A 23,961-nucleotide genomic window follows, 5' to 3' on the forward strand; every position below is an offset into this window, starting at 1 on the left:
CGGCACGAGAGGTTGAACCCGGCCCCCATTTGCGACATTTTGCGCGCCGATGACAACCGTCTGACCTGAGGGGACACACCATGAGCGACGAGACCCATCCGAAACCCAAGTATAAACGTGTCCTTTTGAAGATCTCGGGTGAGGCGTTGATGGGCGATCAGGGCTACGGCCTGCATCCCCCGACCGTTGCGCGCATCGCTCAAGAGGTCAAATCGGTCCATGATCTGGGCGTCGAGATTTGCATGGTGATTGGCGGGGGAAACATTTTCCGCGGTCTGGCGGGGTCCGCGCAGGGGATGGAGCGCACGACCGCCGACTACATGGGTATGTTGGCGACGGTGATGAACGCGCTTGGCATGCAGGCCCAGCTAGAGGCTTTGGGGGTGCACACCCGCGTTATCAGCGCGATCCCGATGGATGAGGTTTGCGAGCCCTATATCCGCCGCCGAGCCGTACGCCACCTTGAAAAGCAGCGGATCTGTATTTTCGCGGCAGGCACGGGCAACCCGTATTTCACCACCGACACCGCCGCGACCCTGCGCGCCAATGAGATGAATTGCGAAGCGATCTTCAAGGGCACCAAGGTTGATGGCGTCTATGACAAAGACCCGATGAAATTCGACGATGCGACGCGCTATGACACGGTCAGCTACGATGTCGTGCTGCAAAAGAATCTGGGCGTCATGGATGCCTCGGCGATTGCTTTGGCGCGTGACAATAACAAGCCGATCATCGTGTTCTCGCTTGATGAGCCGGGCGGCTTTCGCGGCATTCTTGCAGGGCAGGGCACCTACACGCTTGTGCAGGGCTAAGCGCTACGCAAATGCTATCTTTCGCCTCGCCACTGCGCTAAACCAAAGCCCGAGGCCGCAACCAAGACGGAAAAACGAACAATGTCCGACGAGATTGAGATCGACACTGATGACCTTGAGCACCGCATGAAAGGTGCCATGGCGTCGCTGAAACATGAATTTGCATCACTGCGTACCGGTCGGGCTTCGGCCTCGATGGTGGATCCGGTGATGGTGGATGCCTATGGCACGATGACCCCGATAAACCAGGTCGGCACCGTGAACGTTCCCGAGCCGCGCATGGTTACGGTCAATGTGTGGGACAAGGGCTTGGTCAACAAGGTCGAAAAGGCGATCCGCGAGTCGGGTCTGGGGATCAACCCGCAGACCAATGGCACGATCATCATGCTGCCGATCCCCGAGCTGAACGAGGAACGCCGCCGCGAGCTGACCAAGGTCGCCGCGCAATACGCCGAAAGCGCGCGCGTCGCGATCCGCAATGTGCGCCGCGACGGGATGGACCAGATCAAGAAGGCCAAGGGCAATGGCATGTCCGAGGATGACGTGAAGTTCTGGGAAACCTCTGTGCAAGAGCTGACCGATACCCACACCGCGCTGGTGGATAAGGCACTTGAGGGCAAGCAAGCCGAAATCATGCAGGTCTGAGGCGAAAGAACCCCACCTATGGCGCTGCAAAGTAAAAAGACGGCCAAGACGCCCGTGCAACCCGAGATGACCGATTATGGCGTGCGCCATGTCGCAATCATCATGGATGGCAACGGGCGTTGGGCTAAAAAGCGCGGCTGGCCACGTCTTGCGGGCCATCGCAAAGGCGCCGAACAGATCAAGAAAATCGTGCGCGAAGCGCCGGATCTGGGCATCCGCTACATGACGATCTATGCGTTTTCCACCGAGAACTGGAAGCGGTCCTTGATCGAAGTGCTGGGCCTGATGAAGATGTTTCGCTTCATGATCCGGCGCGAGGCGGATGCGCTATCGGCGGAAGGCGTGCATCTACGCTTTATCGGCGATCGCTCGCGGCTTGATCCCGCGTTGCGCGAAACGATGGACACGATCGAGGCGCGCACCAAGACCAACACGCGCCTGACCTTGGCGGTTGCGATCAATTACGGGGGCCGCGATGAATTGCGCCGCGCCGCCGCCCAGTTGGCGCTCGATTGTGCCGAGGGCCGCATCGCGGCTGAGGACATCGACGACGACGCGCTGGCGGCGCGCCTTGATACCGTTGGCATGCCCGACCCCGATCTGGTGATCCGCACCTCGGGCGAGACGCGGATTTCGAATTTTCTGTCCTGGCAGGCGGCTTACGCCGAATATGAATTCACTGAAACGCTCTGGCCGGATTTCACGGTGCAAGAACTCACCGATATTCTCGCGCGGTTCAGCAGTCGCGAGCGCCGCTTTGGCGGGGTCAAAACGTGAGCGCGCCCAAGATTGGCGGCAAATGGGGCGATCTTGTCCCGCGTGCCGCGTCGGGCATTGCGATGATCGTCGTGGGCGTGCTGGCGATCTGGCTTGGCGGACCGGTTTTTGCCGGGCTTGCCGTGCTGGTGAGCGCGCTGATGGTCTGGGAATTGATGATGATGCTTGCGCCCGATCGCGCGGCCAATGCGGTTGGGCTGGGGATTGTCGCGGCGGCGGTGCTGGTGGCAGTGTTCTGGCTGCACAATCCGTTCGGGCTGATTTTCCTGCTGATTGTGCCGATCCTTGCCTTTGTCTATGCGCGCGGGCGGCGTTTGGTGAGCGCGGCCTATGCGTTTGCGATTATGCTGACGGGCTATGGGCTGGTGGCGCTGCGTGAAGGCGCGGGGCTGACCATCATCTTCTGGATCGTCGTGATCGTCGTTGTCTCTGATGTTGCTGGGTATTTCGTGGGTCGGATGCTGGGCGGGCCGAAATTCTGGCCCAAGGTGTCACCGAAGAAAACATGGTCTGGCACGGTTGCGGGCTGGGTTGGCGCGGCGCTGGTTGGGGTGGTTTTCGTGCAGTTCGGGGCGGCGACCTCGCTGATCTGGATCTCGCCGTTGCTCGCCTTTGCGGGTCAGATGGGCGATATCGTGGAAAGCGCGCTCAAACGCTCGACCGGGGTTAAGGACAGCTCTGCGCTGATCCCGGGACATGGCGGTGTGCTGGATCGCTTTGATGCGCTGATCGGGGCGGTGGTGGTGCTTATTGTGTTGACGCAAGTGATGCCGCTGCCGCTGACGGAAGGCTAAGCGATGCGCAGGATTTCGATTTTCGGGGCGACGGGCTCGATTGGGCAAAGCACGTTTGATTTGCTGATGCGCCAAGGCGGGCCAGAGGCGTTTCACACGGTCGCGCTAACTGGCGGGCGTAATGTCACACGGCTGGCCGAGATGGCGCGTGCGCTGCACGCCGAGATCGCCGTGACCGCTTATGATGAGTGCTACGCCGATCTGGTTGCGGCACTTGCAGGCAGCGGGATTGCGGTGGCCTCTGGCGCCGAGGCGCTGGTTGAGGCCGCGCATCGCCCCGCCGATTGGGTGATGTCGGCGATTGTCGGCGCGGCGGGGCTGGCTCCGGGGTTTGCGGCGCTGTCGCAAGGGCGCACGCTGGCGCTGGCCAATAAGGAATCGCTGGTCACGGCGGGGCCTTTGTTGCTGGGCGAGGCGCGCGCGCATGGTGCCACAATCCTGCCCGTGGACAGCGAACATTCCGCGATTTTTCAGGGCCTTGTGGGCGAGGATATCGCTGCGGTCGAGCGCATCATCATCACCGCCTCGGGTGGGGCGTTTCGTGACTGGCCGATGGATAAGCTGGCAAGCGCGACGGTTGCGCAGGCCTCATCTCACCCCAATTGGGACATGGGCCAGCGCATCACGATTGATTCCGCATCTATGTTTAATAAGGCCTTGGAGGTCATTGAAGCGAAAGAGTTTTTCGCCATGTCGCCGGATCGGATCGAGGTCGTCGTGCATCCGCAATCCATCGTTCACGCGCTGGTGGGGTTTAACGATGGCGGGCTGATGGCGCATATGGGCGTGCCCGATATGCGCCACGCGATTGGCTATGCGCTGAACTGGCCCGCGCGGCGTGAGCTGCCCGTCGAGCGCCTTGATCTGGCTAAGATCGGCCAACTCGAGTTTCGCGCCCCTGATCCCGTGCGCTATCCGGCTTTGCGCCTTGCGCGCGAGGTGATGGAGATCGGCGGGATGGCGGGGGCTGCGTTTAATGCCGCTAAAGAGGCCGCGCTCGATTTGTTCATCGCAGGGCGGATCGGCTTTCTCGATATGAGCCGCGTGGTGGAGCAGGTCTTAGATGAAATGAGTGCGCGTCAGGGCCTTGGAAATGCCGCGATGAGCCTTGATAACGTGCTGCACACCGATGGCGAGGCGCGCAGGCTGGCCTTCGCGCTGTGTGATCAAAAAAGGATTTAGGCTTTGGAACTTCTGCCCCAATTCGGCAATCTGCTTTATACCATTGTCGCGTTTGTCGTTGCGCTTTCGATCATCGTGGCGGTGCATGAGTTTGGCCATTATATCGTCGGGCGCTGGTCGGGCATCAAGGCCGAGGTGTTCTCGCTTGGCTTTGGCCCCAAGCTGCTGAGCCGCGTGGATAAACATGGCACGCGCTGGCAGATCGCGGCGATCCCGCTGGGTGGCTATGTCAAGTTTTTGGGCGATGCGAATGCGGCCTCGGCTGGGGCAGATGAAGAAGAGATGGCGCAGCTCAGCGAGGCCGAGCGACGCCACACGATGCATGGCGCCCCGCTTTGGGCGCGCGCGGCGACCGTTGCGGCGGGCCCGGTGTTCAACTTTATCCTGTCGATTGCGATTATCACCGGGCTGTCGATGTGGAGCGGGCAGGCGACCGACACGCCCGATATCGATACCATCGTGGCGTTACCTCAAGGCGCGGGCGGGTTGCAGCATGATGACAAGATCGTGGCTGTCAACGGTGTCAAAATCACAGATTACGCCGATTTGGAGGATGCGAGTAACGCTCTGCCTGGGGGGGCAACGGTGAACTACACCGTTGAACGTGAAGGAAAAACGCTTGATGTGAGCGGCCCGCAACTGTTCCCCGCGCGCTTTACGGGCGTTTCGCCGGGATCGGCGGCCTATGATGCGGGGCTGCGCGGAGGCGATGTAATCACCGCGATTGATGGCACTCCGGTTTGGCAGTTTTCCGAGTTGCAAGATGCGGTGAAGGCAGGCGCGGGTGCGCCGATGGAGCTGTCGATCTGGCGGCCCGAAAAAACGGGCGCGCCGAAAGAGTTCAACGTCACGCTTGTGCCGCGACGCACCGATCTGCCCAATGGCGAGGGTGGTTTTGAAACGCGGTTTCTGATCGGGGCGACAGGCAGCTACATGTTCACCCCAATCACGGTTTCGGTGGGTCCGGTGGATGCGCTTACGGGTGCGGTGAAATCGACTTACGGCATTGTCGCGCAATCGGTTTCGGGCATCAAGGCGATGATTGCGCAGCAAATTTCGTCGTGCAATCTGTCGGGCGCGCTGCGGATCGCGGAGACCTCGGCAGCGGCAGCAAAGTCTGGCCCCGTCGAATTCATCTGGTTCATCGCGGTGCTGTCCACGGCGGTCGGGTTTCTCAACCTGTTTCCGATACCGATACTGGATGGCGGGCATCTGATGTTTCACGCCTATGAGGCGATTGCGGGCAAGCCGCCCTCGGAACGGCTGATGAACCTGTTCATGTCGGTCGGCTTGGCGCTGGTGGCGACGTTGATGTTGTTTGGCTTGTGGAACGACATCACCTGCTAGGAGGTTAGGGGGCAAATTGCGCAGATGCCGTAATTTTGCCCCAATTGGCCCCGAATTGCGCCATCTTGTGTTTGTACCCCTTTGCTTGCGCCAATCTGCGCCAACGGAGGGTTGAACCATGTCTATGATGATTGCCGAAAGCTATCGCGGAATGGGCGTTATCTTTGAGATCATCTCGGATCGCCTGTTGATCCCCGTCGCCATCATCATCGCTTTGTTGGGCGCGGGCGTCATTGGTATGCAACTGATTGACGTGCTTGGCATTGATCCGGCATCGCTGAATCGCATCTAAAGACCCGTATAACTTTCGATCAGTTGTGTCCTTGGCGTAACCTACCGCAAATAGTTGCGCCTTAGAGGAGCACAGGACTTTGACAACGCGAGTTCGCTTCGGTAGTCACTTTACCAAAGAAAAGTGAATACAGGCGGGAGAGGGCGATGTCGATCGGCTTGCAATCAATGCTCAGAATCTGTGCGACGCGAAACGCCCTTCGGGCGAGCGCTGTTTTCCCAGCGGTGGCAATGGCTTGGATGGCCATGCCGCAGGTGGCGCAGGCACAGCAATACAGTTTCTCTTCGGTCAAGGTGGTGGGTAACGAACGCATCGAGCCCGCAACAATCCTGACCTATGCGAGAATCGCGCGCAATCAACCGGTCTCATCCGCCGATCTGAATGCCGCCTATCAACGCATTTCCGGCTCGGGCCTGTTTGAGAACGTGTCTTTGACGCCGCAGGGTCGCACGTTGCTGATCCAGGTGCAGGAATATCCCACGATCAGCGTGATCAACTTTGAGGGCAACAAGCGCATCAAGGATGAGCAGTTGGCCACTATGGTGAAAAGCAAATCGAACCGCGTTTACAAACCCTCAGAGGTTGAGGCCGACGCCCAGCGTATCGTGCAGGCCTATGCACAAGATGGTCGCATGGCCGCGCGCGTCACGCCCAAAGTGATCCGTCGTGCGGACAACCGCGTTGATGTCGCGTTCGAGGTAAAAGAAGGCAAGATCACCTCGGTCGAGCGCGTGACCTTCACCGGCAACCGCGCCTATTCCGACCGCCGTTTGCGTCAGGTGTTGGAGACGAAGCAGGCCGGTATCTTCCGCACTTTCGTCAAGAACGACACCTTTAACGCCAATCGTGTTCCTGTCGATCAGCAAAAGCTTCTCGATTTCTATCGGGCGCGTGGCTACAAAAATGCGCAGGTTACGGGTGTGTCCTCGCAGATGACGCGCGAACGTGACGCCTTTTACATGACCTTCAACGTGATCGAAGGGCAGAAATACCACTTCAACGCGGTCAATACGGTCTCGGAAATTCCCGGGTTGGACGTTGCGCAATACGACAAGCTGACAAAGATCGGTGCCGGGCAAACCTATTCGCCCAGAGCGATCGAACTGGCCGTAACGCGGATGGAGCAGCAGGCCATCAGGGATGGCCAGCAATTCGTGCGTGTTGATCCGCGCATCACCGAAGATCCGCGCACGCAAGCGGTCAACGTGACATTCGCATTGGTGCGCGGGCCGCGCGTCTTCGTGCAGCGCATTGATATTGAAGGCAATACCAGCACGCTTGACCGGGTGGTGCGGCGCGAATTCCGCACTGTTGAGGGCGACGCCTATAACCCGCGTGAGATCAAGAACGCCGCAGATCGCATTCGCGCCACGGGCTATTTCAAGAATGTCGATGTCAGCACCAAGCAGGGCTCTTCGCCCGATCAGGTCGTGGTTGACGTCAACGTTGAAGAGCAGCCCACCGGCTCTCTTGGGTTTGGGGCGTCCTACAGCGCAAGCGACGGGATCGGGCTGAACGCGTCTCTGCAGGAAAACAACTTCCTCGGGCGTGGGCAGTTCTTGGGTCTGTCGCTGGGCACGACGTCGGATAACAACTCGTCCTCGCTGCGCTTTGTCGAGCCGCGCTTTTTGGGGCGTAACGTGAAATTCTCGTTTGGGGCCTATTACACCACCTCAAGCGATGCTTCGAACACCTATTACGACACCAAACGCATGTCGATTTCGCCAGCGTTTGAGTTCCCCGTGTCCGAGCGGGGTCGTCTGGAAGTGCGCTATAAGGTCGGCCAGGATGAGCTGAAAAACGTCAATACGACCGACTCTTCTCAGATATTGATTGACGAAGAAAAAAACTTGGGCAAGCAGGTCTATTCCGGTCTGGGCTATACCTACACCTTCGATACCTCGATTGACCAGATCGACCCGCGCTACAACATGAAGTTCTCGGTCTCGCAGGATTTCTGGGGGCTGGGTGGCGATATTACCGGCGGCATTACCTCGGCCAAGATTCAGGGCGAGCGCAAGATCATGAACGAAGAGGTCACGTTGCGTGCCTCGCTAGAGGGCGGCGCGGTCCATGCCTCGGGCGGCACCACGATCTTGCAGCGCTACAGCGGCAGCCAGGTCCGCGGCTTTGAAAGCTACGGCATCGGTCCGCGTGATCTTGGTGCGAAAAACAAAGATGCACTGGGCGGGAACTACTACTGGGTCGGCAAGGTCGAGGCGCAATTCCCGATTGGTCTGCCCGAAGAATACGGCATCACCGGCGGCGTGTTCTGGGATGTCGGGTCTGTCTGGGGGCTTGATAATACAGCGGGAACAGATCCCGTTGACGACTCCATGCATGTGCGCTCCGCCGTTGGCGTGTCGATCTTCTGGAACTCGGGCATCGGCCCGCTGCGCCTGAACTTCTCGCGCGCGATCAAGAAAGAAGATTACGACAACACGCAGAACTTCGACCTGACTTTGTCCACGCAATTCTGATTGGGTTGACCGGATGAAAACTGCGCTTGCTCTGGCTTTGGTGATGACAAGTTTCGCCGTGCCGGGGCTTGCGCAACAGGCCGCTGATGCGCCCGCTCCGGCGGGCGTTCAAACCCCGGTTTTGACGCTTGATTGGGAACGGCTTTATACAGGGTCGCTTTGGGGCAAGCGGGTCGCGCGTGAAATTGAGGCCGCCTCGAATGATCTGCGCACCGAAAACAACCGCATCGCAAGCCAGCTTGAGGCCGAAGAACGCGATCTGACCGATCGCCGCCCCAAGATGGACCCGGCCGCATTTCAAGCTGCAGCGGATGCGTTTGACAAACGCGCCACGGCCATCCGTGCCGCGCAAAAAGCCAAATCCGAAGCGATTCAGCAGCAGATCAACAACGAGCGGCAGGGGTTTTTGCAAGCGGTGATGCCCAAGCTTGACGAGGTGCTGCACGCGCGCAATGCCGAGGTCGTGCTGGATTCGCGGGTGATCATTCGCGGGCTGTCCTCGGCGGATGTGACCGAGCAGCTTGGCAAACGAATTGATGCAGAAGTTGGGGACGGGGCAGGACGGGTGCAAGCCAGCGTGCCGGTTGCCGGGGCGCAAAGCCCAGATGCCAAGGATGCGACGCCCGAAGATGGCGCGGATAAATCTGCGGGCGCGCCGGCGGATTCGGCTGAGGCGAAAGAGGGCGGCGTTTATGTCGATGACAGCCTGAACACAAAGGCAAAAACCGGCGGCGATCCTGCGCTTAATGGCGGCGATCCGCCCGACCCGACCCCGCCATTCGGGCTGGGCAAGCCCAAGACGCAGAACTGATCTTGTCCCGGCAATCCTTGCCAAGCCCCTGATCCGTTGCTAGCAACAATTCAATCGAGCGGGCCGCACCGGATGCGGTCTGAGTTGAAGGAGCCTTTTGCGATGACCGAACCCGCCCCCTACACCGAAGCCGATCTGTCTCTGATCAAGCGCATCATCCCCCATCGCTACCCGTTCCTGCTGATCGATAAGGTGCGCGACATTGTGCCGATGAAGGGCGCTGTCGGGATCAAGAACGTGACCTGTAACGAGCCGCATTTCCAAGGCCATTTCCCTGACATGCCGATCATGCCCGGCGTCACTATTGTCGAGGCGATGGCGCAGACTTCAGCTGTTGTGGTCGGGATTTCGCTCAATGTGGTGGATCGCGATCTGCTGACCTATTTCATGGGCATCGACAAGTGCAAATTCCGCCGCAAGGTTGTGCCCGGCGATGTGCTGGAGCTGCACGTCACGGTCAAACGCGGTGGCGGCAAGATCTGGAAGTTTGAGGGCCGCGCACTGGTTGACGGAGAGCTGGCCTGCGAAGCCGAGTTCACCGCGATGATGGACCTGCAGGACTGAGCCGCATGAGCATTGATGCCAGCGCGCAAATCCACGCCTCGGCGGTGATCGAGGACGGGGCCGTGATCGGCCCCGATTGCCGGATCGGCCCGTTCTGCGTGATCGGCCCCGAGGTTAAGCTGGGGCGCGGGGTTGTGCTGCACAGCCATGTGGTCATTCAGGGCGCCACCGAAATTGGCGATGAAACAGAGGTATTTCCGTTTGCCTCGCTCGGCCAGATCCCGCAAGACCTTAAATTCAAAGGCGAAAAGACGCGACTGAAAATTGGTGCGCGCAACCGCATCCGCGAATATGTGACGATGAACACCGGCACCGAGGGCGGCGGCGGGCTGACGCAGGTGGGCGATGACGGGCTGTTCATGTCGTCCTGCCATGTCGCGCATGACTGCAAGATTGCCGACCGGGTGATCTTGGTGAATTCGGTCGCGGTGGCGGGGCATTGCGTGCTGGAAGATGACGTGATCGTGGGCGGTTTGTCGGGGGTGCATCAATTCGTGCGCATCGGGCGCGGCGCAATTATTGGCGCGCTCTCGATGGTGACGGCCGATGTTATTCCCCACGCGCTTGTTGCGGGGCCGCGCGCGGGGCTTGAGGGGCTCAATCTGGTGGGTCTCAAGCGTCGCGGCACTTCGCGTGAGGAGCTGTCGGCGTTGCGCGCAACATTCGCTGAACTTTCCAAGGGTAATTTTCGCGAAACGGCGCGTGATTTGTCCGAAGGGGAGGTGAAGGGCGATCTGGCGCGCGAAGTGCTGGAGTTCATCCTCGGCCCCTCTGATCGCAGCTTTCTGACGCCGCATAAATGAGCGGCGGGGCCGATATCGCTGTGATCGCAGGGCAGGGTGCCTTGCCCGGTCTGATTGCGCGCGCCGCGCCGGGGGTGTTGGTTTGCGAGATGGAGGGCACGCCCAGCGACATCGGCACGCCCGACACGTTGCGCTTTCGCATTGAGCGGTTGGTGCCCTTTCTCGATACGCTCGCAGATCGCGGCATCAAGCGGGTGGTGTTTGCCGGCGCGTTGCAGCGTCCGCATGTTGATATGGAGATGATCGACCCTCGCTCGGCGCAGCTTGTGCCACGTCTGGCGATGGCGATGCAGGCAGGCGATGACGCGACGCTGCGTGCAGTGATCGAGATCTTCGAGGACTGGGATTTCAAGGTCGTGGGCGCACATGAAATTGCGCCCGATCTGGTCTGTGCCCCCGGTGTGATCTGCGGTGCGCCGTCTGATCGTGACCACGCCGATGCAGAGCGTGCAGCGGCCATCGTCGCCGATCTGGGCCGCGCCGATATCGGTCAGGGCGCGGTTGTCGCGGGTGGTTTGTGTCTGGCGGTAGAGACGTTACCAGGCACCGATGCGATGTTGGATTTCGTGCGCCTTCACAAAGGCTTGCGGGATGATCTTAAATCAGTGCGCGGGGTGTTTTTCAAGGCTCCGAAACCTAATCAGGATCGCCGCGCCGATCTGCCGGCCATCGGGGTGCAAACGGTTGTAAACGCCGCCGCTGCCGGATTGTCAGGCATTGCGTTTGAGGCAGGCGGCGTGATGTTGCTTGACCGTGATGCGGTGATCGAAGCGGCGCGCGCCGCCGATCTGTTTCTATGGGCCTGTGCGCCATGAAGCTGTTTGTGATCGCAGGCGAGGCCTCGGGGGACAAGCTTGGCGGGGCGCTGATGGCGGGTTTGGCGCAGCTTGCGCCGGGGATCGAATGGCAGGGTATCGGCGGGCCGGACATGGCCGAGCAGGGCTTGCAAAGCCGCTTTGATATGGCGGAATTGTCGGTCATGGGCGTGATGGAGGTTCTGCCGAAATACCGCCATCTCAAGCGGCGTATCGCACAAACGGCGCAGGCGGTGATCGAGATGCGCCCCGATGCGCTGATTACCATCGACAGCCCCGATTTCTGCCTGCGCGTGGCGCGGCTTGCACGTGAAAAACTGCCTGATCTCAAGGTGATACATTACGTTGCGCCCTCGGTTTGGGCGTGGCGTCCGGGGCGTGCGACGAAGATGGCGCAGGTGGTGGATCATGTGCTCGCACTGCTGCCGTTTGAGCCGCCCTTTATGCAGGCCGCCGGGATGAGCTGCGATTTCGTTGGCCACCCTGTGGTCGCCGAGCCGCGCGCGAGCAAGGCTGAGGCCGCCGCCTTTCGCGAGACCCATATGATCGGTGCCGATCAGCCGCTTGCGCTGTGTCTGCCCGGCTCGCGCGCGGGAGAGGTCAAACGTCTGGGCAAGCGCTTTGACGAGGCGCTGATGCAATTGCGCGACCGCGAGCCGGGTTTGCGCGTGGTGCTGCCGACGGTGCATGGCGTCGCGCCGATGGTGCGCGAGATGAGCGCGCGCTGGCCTATCGCCCCGATCGTGGTTGAGCACTCGGCAGATAAGCGCGCCGCCTTTGCCGCCGCCGATATCGCGCTTGCGGCCTCGGGGACGGTGAGCCTTGAGCTGGCGGCGAACAGGGTGCCGATGGTGATCGCTTATGATGCGAATTTCCTGACATGGCATCTGATCTGGCATTTGATGAAGATCGACACGGTGACGCTGGTCAATCTGGTGTCGGACACGCGTGCGATCCCGGAATTTCTGGGGCCGGACTGCAAGCCTCGGATGATTTCGCGCAAGATGTTGGAAGTGCTCGAACAAGACGGCGCGCGCAATGAGCAGATGGCCGCGATGGAAGAGACGATGGCGCGGCTGGGCGAGGGGGGCGAGGCACCGGGCCTGCGCGCCGCGCGCTCGGTTCTAGAGTTCCTCAACAAGGGTTAAGCCACGCGACCGATGATTGTGACGCCACCGGGCGCGTTGCTTTAACGCTTACATTTCGAACAGTTGATAGCCTTCGCTTTCCAGCACGGGCACTGCCGCAAGCGCCGAGAGCGCGACATCGACATGGCTGCTGACTTGATCGGGCGTAAAGCCGTTATCGGCCAGTGCCTGCCCGCAGACGTAAAAATGTACGCCTGCCGCCGCGAGCTCTTTGATCAGCTTGGTATCTGGGTCATCTTGGCCGAATTTCGCTTTATAGGCCTCGGCTGACAGCGCGTCTTTCGTTGCCCCGCCATGCAGCACCACGGCGAATTTACGGTGCTCGTGATCCACGCCCGCCTCGGCATAGACATTGACCGCGCGCGCCACATGCCAAAGCGCAGAATTCACCCCGTCGCTATCGGATGAGCCGTTATTCACGTCGAAAACCACCTTCCAGGTCTTATCGGGGTCGGGTTGCAGCGCGCCGTTGGGAACCGGATTCATCCGCCCGTAATCCTTAACAACCGGATTAACCCAAACCGTTTTGGCGCTGGCATCCGTGCCGGCTGCGACCGCGCCGGACGCGCCAAGACCAAGGGCGAATGTGCTTGCGATAAGCATTTGAGACATTCTGAACATGAAAAAACTCCTGAACTCTTGCGGACGAAAAATGCGCCAATCGCCAAGCCTGCGCGCGCAGATACCCTGATAACCCATGCTATAAAGCATCGTTCCAACACGCAGTTTCACGCTTGTTAAGGCTTTTGTGACAATTTGGTGCGACAGTTGGTCACTTGATATTTACGGAAATTCGCGCAATCGTGAGGCTGAGGCCTTGCAATTTGAAAATTCGCCCCCACGGCCGTTTGCAATTGGAGCACTGATGAGACAGACCGCGTTGCGGATTACGGCACTCGTCTCAGCCGTAATTTTGGGCCAGCTACCTGCATATGCGCAGCAAGCCACCCCCGCGGAAGAGACACCCGCAATCGGTGCGCAATCGCGCCCCGCCGGGCCGACGCCTGCTCATATGAGCGACCCGGTTTCCAAGAGCACGGCTGATCACTCGAAATTCATGAAGCTCAAGGGGCCGTTCGCCTCTGGCACTCAGGTCACCGAGGCCTGCTTGTCCTGCCATACCGAGGCGGGCAATCAGGTGATGCATTCGGTGCATTGGAAATGGGAATACCAGAACGAAAAGACCGGGCAACTGCTGGGCAAAGCGCATGAGATGAACGCGTTTTGCGGCAATGTCGCCTCTAACGAGGTGCGCTGCACGTCATGTCACACTGGTTATGGCTGGACAGATGTTCGCGCCGAAATGCCCGATGATCCGACCAAGGTCGATTGTCTCGTGTGCCATGACAAATCGGGCCAATATACCAAGCAGGACAATCTGGCAGGCGAGCCTCCGCTCGAGCCGGTCGCAACCGGGGCCAAGACCATTACGGGCGAACCCGCTTGGCCCGTCGATCTGGCCGAGGCTGCGCAATCGGTTGGCCCGCCTCCGGGGCGCGATAATTGCGGCAATTGCCACTTCTACGGCGGTGGCGGCGATAACGTAAAGCACGGCGATCTCAGCTCGGTGCTGTTTGATCCGCCGCGCGATGTCGATGTGCATATGTCCCCCGATGGCGGCAATTTTGTGTGCGCCACCTGCCATGTGTCGGACAAGCACGTGTTTGAAGGCTCGCGCTATGAAACGGATGTGGTTGACCCCCATCCCGACCGCATGGCGGGCGCGGGTCATGATGCAGCGGCGTGTCAGTCGTGCCATTCCGACACACCACATAAGGGGCCAAACGTGCTGATCGCGGCCAAGCTGAACGATCACACCGATACGCTGGCCTGTCAGACCTGCCACATCCCCAGTTTTGCGCGTGGCGGTGTTGCGACCAAGATGAAATGGGACTGGTCGACGGCTGGTAAGTTGAAAGACGGCAAGCCCTATTCGGAAGAGAATTACGTTCAAGGCAATGGCGAGCACCTGCATACCTATCTGACAATCAAGGGTGATTTCGAGTATGGCGAGGATGTCGTGCCGACCTACGCATGGTCCAATGGCGAGATGACCTACACGATGCCCGAGGAGAAAATTGATCCCTCCAAGGTTGTCGAAATCAACAAGATCGGCGGCACGCCGGGCGCTGCGGATAGTCGGATCTTCCCGTTCAAGCGCCTTGATGGCTCGCAAGCCTATGACAAGCAGCGCGATGTCTTGCTCTATAACCATGTCTATGGTCCGGGCGATGGCACGGCGCTGTGGCAATATTACGATTGGGAGAAATCGCTCAAGGCCGGGATGGACTATGTCGGGCTGGAGTATTCGGGCGATTTCGGGTTCGTCGATACCTACATGTATTGGCCGATCACCCATATGGTCGCGCCCAAAGAAGACGCGGTGAGCTGTGAAAGCTGTCACGCGCAGGACGGTCGGATGGCCAATCTTGCAGGGATCTACGTGCCCGGTGCCGGTATCAATCTGGGCGGCAAAATCGGTCTGGCGATATTCCTGATGGCTATACTGGGCGCATTTGGTCACGGGCTGCTGCGTGTCATTTCTCGCGCTAAAGGAAAAGGGGACCATCATGGCTGAGCGTTGCGTTAAGGTCTATTCGCGGTTCAACCGGCTGTGGCACTGGTCGCAGGTTGTTTCAATCTTCCTGCTGTTTTTCACCGGTGCGCGGCTATTGGGGTTGCATCAGTTGGGTCCGTTCGGCCTTGCGGTCGTGGTGCATACGGTGGTGGCGCTGGCGCTTTTGCTGCTATGGGCGTTTGCAACGTTCTGGCTGTTCACTACGGGGGGCTGGCGGCAATTCGTGCCGCGGCTGTCGGGGATGTGGCAGGTCTCGCGCTTTTACGCCTATGGCGTCTTTAAGGGCGAGAAACATCCTTACCACAAAAGCTTTGAGCATCGTCATAACCCGCTTCAGGCTGCGTCTTATTTCGTGCTGAAATCGGCGCTTTTCCCCGCGATCTGGATCTCTGGCATCGCGTATCTGAGCTACGGGTTTTGGGATCATCTGGATGGCGGCAGCTTTTTGCTGCAGATCATTGCAAACTTCCACGTGCTTGCGGCCTTCGCGATTGCCAGCTTTGTGGTGATCCATGTCTATCTGCTGACGATCGGGGGCTTCCGCCACCATGTGCGCCCGATGGTGACGGGGTATGAGCAGGTCGATCTGACCCCCGAAGCAGAGGCGTATTTCCGTCAGACCGGGCGGATCATCGACTGACGCGGCGGGATCATTCAACGCAAAAGGGGCCCCTGTTTCCAGAGGCCCCTTTTTCATGGCGCACGGCTTGGCCTGTGTCGAAGCCTCCGGCGGGAGTATTTCTGGCCAGATGAAAGGGTGGCCTGCGGCTTGCCTGTCGTAGGTGATGCGCTGGGGAGGATGTCTTCTTCAGCTGAATATCCGGACAATAGCGCAAAAGAAAAAGCGCCGCGAGAGCGACGCTATTTCGGGATCTGTCTAGAAGATGGCGGGCTTAGGCACCCCAATGGCGCACGGGGCCGCAATCCATATGCACGAAATTCGAGCGCGAATATTTGCCAACACCACCAGCATGGCAGGCCGAGGCGGCGCGGAACATTTGGCTGACCGAGCGCGATTTGAGACGCAGGTCGGTGGCCTTGCCTTCCATATGCAGCGAATGTTTCGCAACCCCTTTGGAGCGCGAGCGCAGCATTGCGTTGGTCTTGGGCGAACGATAGCCCGACAACAGCAGATAGGGTTCGTTGATATCCATCAGGTTATGCGCAGCGGCAGCGATATCGATCGTGCGCGCGTCAAGCGTCTTGAGCTGATTGGTGCGCCAGTCACGGGCGAAATAGGTCACTTCCTTCAGCGCCTCGGGGATGTACTCCCCTTCAATCCAGTAAACGGTGTCAAGGCTTTCGCCCGTGCGCCCGTTATACATGCGAATACGTCGGATATCGCCAGCACCTTTAAGAAGACCAAATGCGCTGCTCATCGTCGGCGCTGCGGTTACCATGGTCGCGGCGAAGGCGCCCAATACTCCGCGCCGGGAAAATGTCGTCATGCTCATTGTCCTGTCGTTGCCTGTCTCTCATTTCACCCTGTTGGTCGGGCGACTAACGAAAGCATAATCCCAAACTGTGGCACCGTTATGGCATAGACCATTCTAACGATAAAGAATCGAATTGTCGCACACGCTCGCGTGATCAAAAATCGGCAAAATCTCGCCGGTTAGCGCTATAATCAAAGCTGTTGCGTTGGTGCATCTTTCGATTGATGCGCGCCGATTTTACCCCGATTTGTCAAAGCTTTTCTGGACTCACGGCCCCAAATTTGAAAGATCAAAGATGGGTTTAGTAGTGTTGGGGCAGTCTTATGGTGTTCGGTTTGCGCGCAATTGCGCTTGCGGCAACAGTTTCGGGTGTGGCGCTTGGAGCGTTCGCGCAGGGAACCGCGCAGATCGCAGCTCAAGGCGCGATGTCGCCCGTCAGCGGTATTGAGCTTAGCGGTTTCACGCAGGCAATTGCCGAGGCGGCCGCCTCTGATCCCGCGCTTGCGGCGTTTTACGCCGCGCGCGATTACCGCCCAATCTGGACCTCTGCCGATGATGCGCCGCGCCGCGCCGCGCTGTTTTCCGCGCTTGATGTGTCGGGGATGCAGGGCTTGCCACAAGCGCATTATGACCCCAAAGCGTTGCGCGCGCGGTTTGGTTCGGTGCAGTCGGAACGCCAGCGCGGTTTGTTGGAAGTCGCGCTGAGCAAGGTCTTTTTGGATTACGCCCATGACGTTTCGCATGGCGTGCTTGATCCGCATAAAGTGCTATCTGATATCAAGCGCGAGCCGCTGCGCGCCGATCCGCAGGCGCGTTTGACGGCTTTTGCCGCGAGTGCAAACCCGGCGCTGTTCATCCGCGACCTGGCGCCGAAAATGCCTCAATATGCGCAGCTTTTGAAAGCCAAGCTGGATCTGCAAGCGCAACTGGGTGAGGGCGGCTGGGGCGCACGTGTTTCGGCCAAGAAATTGCAGCCCGGTGATACCGGCCCCGCGGTGATCGCGCTGCGCGACCGCTTGCAGAAGATGGGGTATCTCGGGCGCTCGGCCACGGCTGTTTATGACGCCAATATCCAAAAGGCAGTGCAAGCCTATCAGGCCGATCAGGGGCTGACGCCCGATGGTGTGGCGGGCGCAGGCACGCTGAAGCAGATCAATCAATCGCCCGAAGACCGGATGAAGTCGATCCTTGTCGCGTTGGAGCGGGTGCGCTGGTTGAACGGGCTGGATCTGTCGGGGCGCTACGTCTGGGTGAATATCCCCGATTTCTCGGTGCGTGTGGTCGATGATGGCAAGACTACGTTCCGCTCGGTGACGGTGGTGGGGCAGAATAATTCCGACCGGCGCACGCCCGAGTTTTCCGATGAGATGGAGCGGATGGTCATCAACCCCGCGTGGCATGTGCCCCGTTCAATTGTGACCAAAGAATACCTGCCGATGATGCAGCGCAATCCCAACGCGGCGGGGCAGTTGGATCTGATCGACTCGCGTGGGCGTGTGGTGCCGCGCTCGGCGGTGAATTTCGCAGCCTATAGCGCGCGCAATTTTCCCTTCGCGATGAAACAGCCGCCCTCGAACCGCAATGCGCTGGGGTTGGTGAAATTTTTGTTTCCCAACAAGTGGAACATTTATCTGCACGATACGCCGTCCAAGTCGTTGTTTAAAAAAGAGAGCCGCGCCTTTAGTCATGGTTGCGTGCGTGTCGGGCAACCCTTTGATCTGGCCTATGTTTTGCTGGGCGCGCAAAGCGATGATCCGCGCGCGGAATTCCAGCGCATCCTGAATTCCGGGCGCGAAACCACGGTGCCGTTGAAGCAACCCGTGCCGGTGCATCTGGTGTATTTCACCGCGTGGCCCACGCCCTCGGGCCATGTGGAGTATCGCCGCGATGTATACGGACGTGACGCGACGCTTTTCACAGCGTTGCAGCGCGCCGGGGTGGAATTGCCCGGGTCAAAGGGTTAAATCTAGGAACGCGGGCAAAGGCTGCGCCCGCCGTTCTGGTTTGACCTGCAAAAAGGACTGCTCTCATGTCGCAGACAATCGCGCAGATCGCGCAGGCGCTTGAGGCCGAGGCCGTGGGCAATCTGGACCTTGTCGTGGGCAGCGCCTCTGAACCCGCCAGCGCACGCGCCGATCAGATCGCCTTGGCGATGAACCCGAAATATGGCGAGGGGCTGGCGCAGGGCCATGCGCGCGCTGCGATTTTGTGGCAGGGCGCGGATTGGCAAAGCTTCGGGCTAGAGGCTGCGATTTTCGTGACCCGCCCGCGTTTGGCGATGGCGGGTCTGTCGCGCGCCTTTGATCCCGGTCCCGAGATTGCGCCCGGCATCCACCCGAGTGCGGTCATAGATGAAAGCGCTGTGATCGGCGCGGGGGCGGCGATCGGGCCGTTTACCGTGATCGGGCGCGATGTGGTGATCGGGGCGAATGCGCGCATCGCCAGCCATGTCAGCATTGCGCAAGATGCGCAAATTGGCAGCGACGCGCTGATCCTTGAGCAGGTGCATATCGGCGCGCGCGTGGTGATTGGCGCGCGCTTTATCTGTCAGCCCGGCGCACGGATCGGGGCAGACGGGTTTTCCTTTGTCACGCCCGAACCGTCTATGGTTGAAGAAGCGCGTGCAAGCCTTGGAAAACATGCGGAAATACATGAGCAGCCTTGGGTGAGAATTCATTCTCTCGGCACGGTTGAGATTGGCGACGATGTCGAGGTCGGGGCCAATTCCTGCATTGATCGCGGCACGGTGCGCGCGACGAAAATCGGGGCGGGCACCAAGCTCGATAACCTTGTGCATGTCGCCCATAACGTGCAGGTCGGGCGCGATTGCCTGCTTTGCGCGCAGGTCGGGATCGCGGGGTCTACGTCAATCGGGGATCGCGTGGTGCTGGCCGGGCAGGTCGGCGTGTCGGACAATATCTTTATCGGCGATGACGTGATCACCGGCGGGGGCACGGATGTTTATACCAATGTGCCCTCGGGGCGCGTGGTCTGGGGCAGTCCGGCGGTGAAGATGGACACGCAGGTCGAGATCAACAAATCGCTGCGTCGATTGCCCAGATTGTTTGCGCAAGTCAAAGACCTTCGGGAAACTGTTACGCGACTCACGCAAAAAGGGGGCGCCGAGTAGCAGCCAATGAGGTCACAGGTGCACGATCAGGTTCTTTCGATCATCGCGCGCGAGGCGCATCGCGAGCCCGCCGATTTGCGCGCGGATATGACGCTTGAGGAATTGGGGCTCGACAGTCTTGGGCTGGTCGAGGTGATATTCGCCATTGAAGAGCAGTTCGATATTTCGGTGCCCTTCAACGCCAATGACATGGCGCAAGCGCAGTTTGATATTTCCTCGGTGGGCGCGATTGTGCGCGCGGTCGAGCGGTTGATGTCCGGAGAGTCCCCCTCAGCGGCGGTCGCGTGATGCGCCGCGTCGTGATCACTGGCGCTGGCTCGATCAACGCGCTGGCCGAGGGGGTGGGCGCGACGAAAACAGCGCTGGCGGCGGGGCGTTCGGGGATCGGGGCGCTTCAATTCCCTGATGTTGAGCGGTTGAATGTGCGCATCGGCGCGCAGATCCACGGCTTTGCGCCGCAGGATCGTTTCGATCCGGGCAAGCTCGCGCTGTATGATGCGTTTACCCAATATGCGCTGGTCTCGGGGGCCGAAGCGATGGCGCAGGCAGGGCTGGAAAATGCGCCCGATCCTGCGCGCTGGGGCTGTATCATCGGCACGGCGGGGGGCGGGCACGGCACCGCCAATGACGCCTATCGCGCGGTCTATGCGCAGGGCAAGACCCGCGTGCATCCGCTGACCGTGCCCAAGCTGATGGCCAATGCTGCGCCGGCGCATCTGGCGATCCGCTTTCATCTGCAAGGCCCCGGTTTTGCGGTTTCGACGGCTTGCGCAAGTTCCAATCACGCGATTGGCCTGGCGTTTCAGATGGTGCGCTCGGGCATGGTTGACGGGATGCTGGCAGGCGGGGCAGAGGCGATGCTGAACTTCGGCGGGCTCAAGGCGTGGGAGGGGCTGCGCGTGATGTCTCCCGATGGCTGCCGTCCGTTCTCGGCAGATCGCAACGGCATGGTGCAGGGCGAGGGCGCGGGGGTGTTCGTGCTGGAAACGCTTGACGCGGCGCTTGCGCGCGGGGCCACGCCCTTGGCCGAGATCACCGGATTTTCGATGAATTGTGATGCCAGCGATATCGTGATGCCCGATCAAGACAGCGCCGCGCGCGCAATCGCAGAGGCGCTGAAGGATGCCGGGATGGCCCCCGAGGAGGTCGGCTATATCAACGCGCATGGCACCGCCACGGCGGCCAATGACCGTATCGAGACCGCCGCGATCCGTCACGTTTTTGGCGAGGCCGCCGATCATGTTGCGGTCAGTTCGACCAAATCGATGCATGGTCATTGCATCGGCGCGACCGGCGCGGTCGAATTGGTGGCCTGCCTGATGGCGCTGCAAGACGGGGTGATTGCGCCGACCATCAATTACGGCGCGCCCGATCCCGACTGCGATCTCGATGTCGTCCCGAATGAGGCGCGGCGCGCTCAGGTTGGGGCCGTGCTATCAAACGCCTTCGCCTTTGGTGGGTTCAACGCGGTGCTGGCCTTGCGCGCGATATAAAAACGCCGCGCGGATTGGGCGCGGCGTTTCTTGTTTTTCAGTCACTTACGCGACGGTCTTAACGCAGATTATTTGACTGCGCCGGTCTCTTCATTGGATTTCACAACTGCATTATAGGCGTTGGTGAACCCTTTCAGTGAGATATCCGCCGTGACCTTTTGGTTCGGGGATGCCAGCGGCACGATGGTAATCGTGGCCTTGCCACCCTTTTTATAGGCGTCAAGCTCGCCTTGGGTCAGACCGATGCGGGCAAAACAGCCCATCGGCTGGCAGAAGGTGAACGGGTAGACGCGCGGTTCGCTGCTATCGACCTGGATCGTCAGGTTCTGCGTGAGCAACGTGTCCATCGGCACCATGATCGTCGCACCAGCCACTGCCTTGCCTCCGGCGGGAAGGCCGAACAGCGAGATATCAGCGACATTGCCGCCTTTGGCATCCTTGAGCACCTGATACATCTGGCAGGGATCTTTGCCATCTTTGGTCTTGATGCACTGCATTTCCCAGTCGTCATAGGTTGCTTTGACGTAGGTGTTGTTTTCGGGCGGCTGCGGAGCGGCGCTCGCAGCCGGTGCCGCGGCGTCAGCCGCCGGGGCCGTTGCATCTGCGGCCGGGGCTGTCGCTGCCGGGGCATCTGCCGTCGGCGCGGTGGCATCGCTTGCCGGGGCGGCCGGGGTCGGGGTTGCGGCGTCAGCTGCGGGTGCGGTCTGATCGGTCGCAGTTGTGGCGTCTTGCGCATAAGCGCCATGCGCCATTCCAAGCGTCAGCGCCAGAATAAGCGGCTTCGTCAGTTGAGACATGGTTACTCTACTCCTGAACTTCATCGGGTGCGGCTTATCATGCCCTTTCAGACATGTCAGGGCCAATATGGGGTCGTTTAATCACGGATAAGCGCGCAGCTGCCGATGACGGTGAAACGATGGCGTCTTGGGCGTGATATGGGGGCGTAAAAGTCGAAAGGGGCCACAGTGGACCCCTTCCTTATTCCCCCTGCCGGACTGGCCGACTTCGTTATTGAGGCGAAGCTATGGCGGAAATTTTTACAGGTCAACAGGCAATCGTGATGAATCGTGATCGGACAGGGCGCGCGACATTAGGTGGCTCAAGCCACTGGCGCGCCTGAAAAAAGACCGCGCCAAAAGGGCGCGGTCCAGTCTGACAGGGAGGAAGTGCCCGATCCGCCAAAAGAACTTGGGGATGGGATAGGAACAGACTGGCGCAAAAAGGTTAATTTTGTATTGTCGGGGCGAGATAATTTGGCAGAGGCGGCGGATATGACGGGTGTTTTGACCGAAGACGGGGTGTTTGTGGGCGGTGGCGGTGAAGGCTACGGCGTGCCGCAGCAGCTGACGTTGAAATATGGCAACCGTCACGGGCTGATCGCGGGGGCGACCGGCACGGGCAAAACGGTCACGCTGCAAATTCTGGCCGAGGGCTTTTCCAGCGCGGGCGTGCCGGTGTTTATGGCCGATGTAAAAGGGGATTTGTCGGGAATCGCGGCGGCAGGGTCTGAAACGGGCAAGCTGCACAAACCCTTTATGGAGCGCGCAGAGACTATTGGATTTGACTTGAACTACCGCAGCTATCCCACTGTTTTCTGGGATATGTTTGGCAAAAAGGGTCACCCGGTGCGCACCACAGTGTCCGAGATGGGGCCGCTTCTGCTGAGCCGTCTTTTGGGGCTGAACGATACGCAGGAAGGCGCGCTGAATATTGCCTTCCATCTGGCCGATAAAGAGGGTCTGGCGCTGCTCGATCTGGATGATCTGCGTGCGATGCTGCGCCATGTCGGCGAGCAGGCCAAGGAAATCGCGCTGGAGTATGGCAATGTCGATGTGCGCTCGGTCGGGGCGATCCAGCGCCAGCTTTTGGTGCTGGAAAACCAAGGCGGCGATCAGTTCTTTGGCGAACCTGCGCTGGAGCTGAGTGATCTAATCCGCACTGATTCCAATGGCATGGGCCAGATCAACCTGCTGGCCGCCGATCAACTGATGGCAAGCCCGCAGCTTTACGCGACCTTCCTTTTGTGGCTGCTGTCGGAGCTGTTCGAAGAACTGCCCGAGGTCGGCAACCCCGATAAGCCCAAGTTGGTTTTCTTCTTCGACGAGGCGCATCTGCTGTTTGACGACGCGCCCAAAGCGATGGTGGACAAGGTCGAGCAGGTCGCGCGGCTGATCCGCTCCAAAGGGGTCGGGGTGTATTTCATTACGCAAAACCCGACCGATGTGCCCGATGGCATCCTCAGCCAGCTTGGCAATCGGGTGCAGCACGCGCTGCGCGCTTTTACCGCACGCGATCAGCGTGATCTCAAACGCGCCGCCGAAAATTACCGCACCAATCCGCGCTTTGACACGGAAATTGCGATCAAAGAGGTCGGCACCGGAGAGGCTGTGACCTCGTTCCTGCAATCCAAGGGTGTGCCGGGCGTCGTCGAGCGCACTTTGGTGCGCCCGCCGCAATCGCGCCTCGGCCCGCTCACCGATGCCGAGCGCGCCGATGTCATGGCCAATTCCGGTTTTGGTGCGAAATATGACACCACGGTCGATCGCGACTCGGCGCAGGAAATTCTGGCGCGTCGGGCGGATGCGGCGGCGAAAGAAGCCGCCGAGGCCGAGGCCAAAGCGAGCGCGCAATCGGGGGCGGCAAGCAAGCTGGATGACAGCTTTGCCGAGTTCAACAACGCCCGCCGGGACGAGCCTGCAAGCAAAGCCAAGCCACGCAAAACCTCTACGCGATCCAGCCGGTCTGATTCGGTTGTGACGACCTTTGGGAAATCTTTGGCGCGCCAACTTGGCACCAAAACCGGGCAGGCGCTGGTGCGCGGGGTGCTGGGGTCGCTGTTCAAATCGCGCTAGCG

General features: G+C 60.0%; 23 protein-coding genes. 20 read left to right on the forward strand and 3 right to left on the reverse strand.

Annotated elements, in window-relative coordinates:
- The first annotated feature begins 80 nt into the window (after positions 1-80).
- From pyrH to lpxB, 13 genes are all read left to right on the forward strand, one after another.
- Positions 81-812, forward strand: coding sequence for a UMP kinase (gene pyrH / locus DT23_RS10130; protein ID WP_038130924.1), 732 nt, complete (start codon positions 81-83; stop codon positions 810-812).
- An 81-nt stretch (positions 813-893) separates the two neighbouring features.
- Positions 894-1,457: a ribosome recycling factor gene (gene frr, locus DT23_RS10135; protein WP_038130926.1), complete on the forward strand. Its 564-nt coding sequence runs from the start codon at positions 894-896 to the stop codon at positions 1,455-1,457.
- Positions 1,458-1,475: 18 nt separating this feature from the next.
- Positions 1,476-2,234: a polyprenyl diphosphate synthase gene (gene uppS / locus DT23_RS10140; protein WP_081847088.1), complete on the forward strand. Its 759-nt coding sequence runs from the start codon at positions 1,476-1,478 to the stop codon at positions 2,232-2,234.
- Positions 2,231-3,028: a phosphatidate cytidylyltransferase gene (locus DT23_RS10145; protein ID WP_038130928.1), complete on the forward strand. Its 798-nt coding sequence runs from the start codon at positions 2,231-2,233 to the stop codon at positions 3,026-3,028. Before uppS ends, DT23_RS10145 begins: the two co-directional genes overlap by 4 nt.
- Before the next feature lie 3 nt (positions 3,029-3,031).
- Positions 3,032-4,210: a 1-deoxy-D-xylulose-5-phosphate reductoisomerase gene (dxr, locus tag DT23_RS10150; protein ID WP_038130930.1), complete on the forward strand. Its 1,179-nt coding sequence runs from the start codon at positions 3,032-3,034 to the stop codon at positions 4,208-4,210.
- Positions 4,211-4,213: 3 nt separating this feature from the next.
- Positions 4,214-5,557: an RIP metalloprotease RseP gene (gene rseP, locus DT23_RS10155; RefSeq protein WP_038130931.1), complete on the forward strand. Its 1,344-nt coding sequence runs from the start codon at positions 4,214-4,216 to the stop codon at positions 5,555-5,557.
- 118 nt (positions 5,558-5,675) lie between these two features.
- Positions 5,676-5,849: a hypothetical protein gene (locus tag DT23_RS19510; RefSeq protein WP_156023916.1), complete on the forward strand. Its 174-nt coding sequence runs from the start codon at positions 5,676-5,678 to the stop codon at positions 5,847-5,849.
- A 230-nt stretch (positions 5,850-6,079) separates the two neighbouring features.
- On the forward strand, positions 6,080-8,329 hold the full coding sequence (gene bamA / locus DT23_RS10160) for an outer membrane protein assembly factor BamA (protein WP_156023917.1): 2,250 nt from the start codon (positions 6,080-6,082) through the stop codon (positions 8,327-8,329).
- A 13-nt stretch (positions 8,330-8,342) separates the two neighbouring features.
- Entirely contained in the window at positions 8,343-9,140 is a 798-nt protein-coding gene (locus tag DT23_RS10165) for an OmpH/Skp family outer membrane protein (RefSeq protein WP_051697209.1), read from the forward strand.
- A gap of 102 nt (positions 9,141-9,242) precedes the next feature.
- Positions 9,243-9,704, forward strand: a complete 462-nt coding sequence (gene fabZ, locus DT23_RS10170; protein ID WP_038131133.1) for a 3-hydroxyacyl-ACP dehydratase FabZ — start codon at positions 9,243-9,245, stop codon at positions 9,702-9,704.
- A 5-nt stretch (positions 9,705-9,709) separates the two neighbouring features.
- Positions 9,710-10,507 carry an acyl-ACP--UDP-N-acetylglucosamine O-acyltransferase gene (lpxA, locus tag DT23_RS10175; protein WP_038130933.1) on the forward strand — a complete coding sequence of 266 codons (798 nt, stop codon included), beginning with the start codon at positions 9,710-9,712 and terminating at the stop codon, positions 10,505-10,507.
- The gene (locus tag DT23_RS10180; RefSeq protein ID WP_038130934.1) at positions 10,504-11,322 is read left to right on the forward strand and encodes an LpxI family protein; all 819 of its coding nucleotides are present in this window, start codon (positions 10,504-10,506) and stop codon (positions 11,320-11,322) included. Before lpxA ends, DT23_RS10180 begins: the two co-directional genes overlap by 4 nt.
- Positions 11,319-12,470 carry a lipid-A-disaccharide synthase gene (gene lpxB, locus DT23_RS10185; protein ID WP_038130935.1) on the forward strand — a complete coding sequence of 384 codons (1,152 nt, stop codon included), beginning with the start codon at positions 11,319-11,321 and terminating at the stop codon, positions 12,468-12,470. The genes DT23_RS10180 and lpxB overlap by 4 nt, the downstream gene beginning before the upstream one ends.
- A 48-nt stretch (positions 12,471-12,518) precedes the next feature.
- On the opposite strand, the gene DT23_RS10190 is transcribed toward lpxB, so the two are convergent.
- Positions 12,519-13,091 carry a DsrE family protein gene (locus tag DT23_RS10190; RefSeq protein WP_038131135.1) on the reverse strand — a complete coding sequence of 191 codons (573 nt, stop codon included), beginning with the start codon at positions 13,089-13,091 and terminating at the stop codon, positions 12,519-12,521.
- Between the two features lie 244 nt (positions 13,092-13,335).
- Between DT23_RS10190 and DT23_RS10195 the strand changes: the two genes are divergently transcribed.
- Positions 13,336-15,048, forward strand: coding sequence for a tetrathionate reductase family octaheme c-type cytochrome (locus tag DT23_RS10195; protein ID WP_038130937.1), 1,713 nt, complete (start codon positions 13,336-13,338; stop codon positions 15,046-15,048).
- A complete protein-coding gene (locus DT23_RS10200; protein WP_038130939.1) occupies positions 15,041-15,688 on the forward strand; it encodes a cytochrome b/b6 domain-containing protein in 648 nt (215 codons plus the stop codon). Before DT23_RS10195 ends, DT23_RS10200 begins: the two co-directional genes overlap by 8 nt.
- Positions 15,689-15,941: 253 nt before the next feature.
- Here the strand turns inward: DT23_RS10200 and mepK are convergent, their stop codons facing one another.
- Positions 15,942-16,496 (reverse strand): peptidoglycan L,D-endopeptidase MepK, encoded by a 555-nt coding sequence (gene mepK, locus DT23_RS10205; RefSeq protein WP_420804688.1) that lies wholly within the window; start codon positions 16,494-16,496, stop codon positions 15,942-15,944.
- A gap of 311 nt (positions 16,497-16,807) precedes the next feature.
- Here mepK and DT23_RS10210 point away from each other — a divergent pair, with 311 nt between their 5' ends.
- The 4 genes from DT23_RS10210 to DT23_RS10225 all read left to right on the forward strand — a co-directional run bounded on the left by DT23_RS10210 (position 16,808) and on the right by DT23_RS10225 (position 21,107).
- Positions 16,808-18,448, forward strand: a complete 1,641-nt coding sequence (locus DT23_RS10210; protein ID WP_038130943.1) for a L,D-transpeptidase family protein — start codon at positions 16,808-16,810, stop codon at positions 18,446-18,448.
- Positions 18,449-18,513: 65 nt separating this feature from the next.
- The gene (gene lpxD / locus DT23_RS10215; RefSeq protein ID WP_038130945.1) at positions 18,514-19,614 is read left to right on the forward strand and encodes a UDP-3-O-(3-hydroxymyristoyl)glucosamine N-acyltransferase; all 1,101 of its coding nucleotides are present in this window, start codon (positions 18,514-18,516) and stop codon (positions 19,612-19,614) included.
- A gap of 6 nt (positions 19,615-19,620) precedes the next feature.
- A complete protein-coding gene (locus DT23_RS10220) occupies positions 19,621-19,902 on the forward strand; it encodes an acyl carrier protein (RefSeq protein WP_038130947.1) in 282 nt (93 codons plus the stop codon).
- A complete protein-coding gene (locus DT23_RS10225) occupies positions 19,902-21,107 on the forward strand; it encodes a beta-ketoacyl-[acyl-carrier-protein] synthase family protein (RefSeq protein WP_038130948.1) in 1,206 nt (401 codons plus the stop codon). Before DT23_RS10220 ends, DT23_RS10225 begins: the two co-directional genes overlap by 1 nt.
- Positions 21,108-21,175: 68 nt before the next feature.
- On the opposite strand, the gene DT23_RS10230 is transcribed toward DT23_RS10225, so the two are convergent.
- Positions 21,176-21,904 (reverse strand): invasion associated locus B family protein, encoded by a 729-nt coding sequence (locus DT23_RS10230; RefSeq protein ID WP_081847090.1) that lies wholly within the window; start codon positions 21,902-21,904, stop codon positions 21,176-21,178.
- A gap of 474 nt (positions 21,905-22,378) precedes the next feature.
- Here DT23_RS10230 and DT23_RS10235 point away from each other — a divergent pair, with 474 nt between their 5' ends.
- A complete protein-coding gene (locus tag DT23_RS10235; protein ID WP_038131137.1) occupies positions 22,379-23,959 on the forward strand; it encodes a helicase HerA-like domain-containing protein in 1,581 nt (526 codons plus the stop codon).
- Positions 23,960-23,961: the final 2 nt, after the last annotated feature.

The organism is Thioclava indica (genome assembly GCF_000714545.1).
In the GTDB taxonomy this organism is placed as follows: Bacteria; Pseudomonadota; Alphaproteobacteria; order Rhodobacterales; family Rhodobacteraceae; genus Thioclava; species Thioclava indica.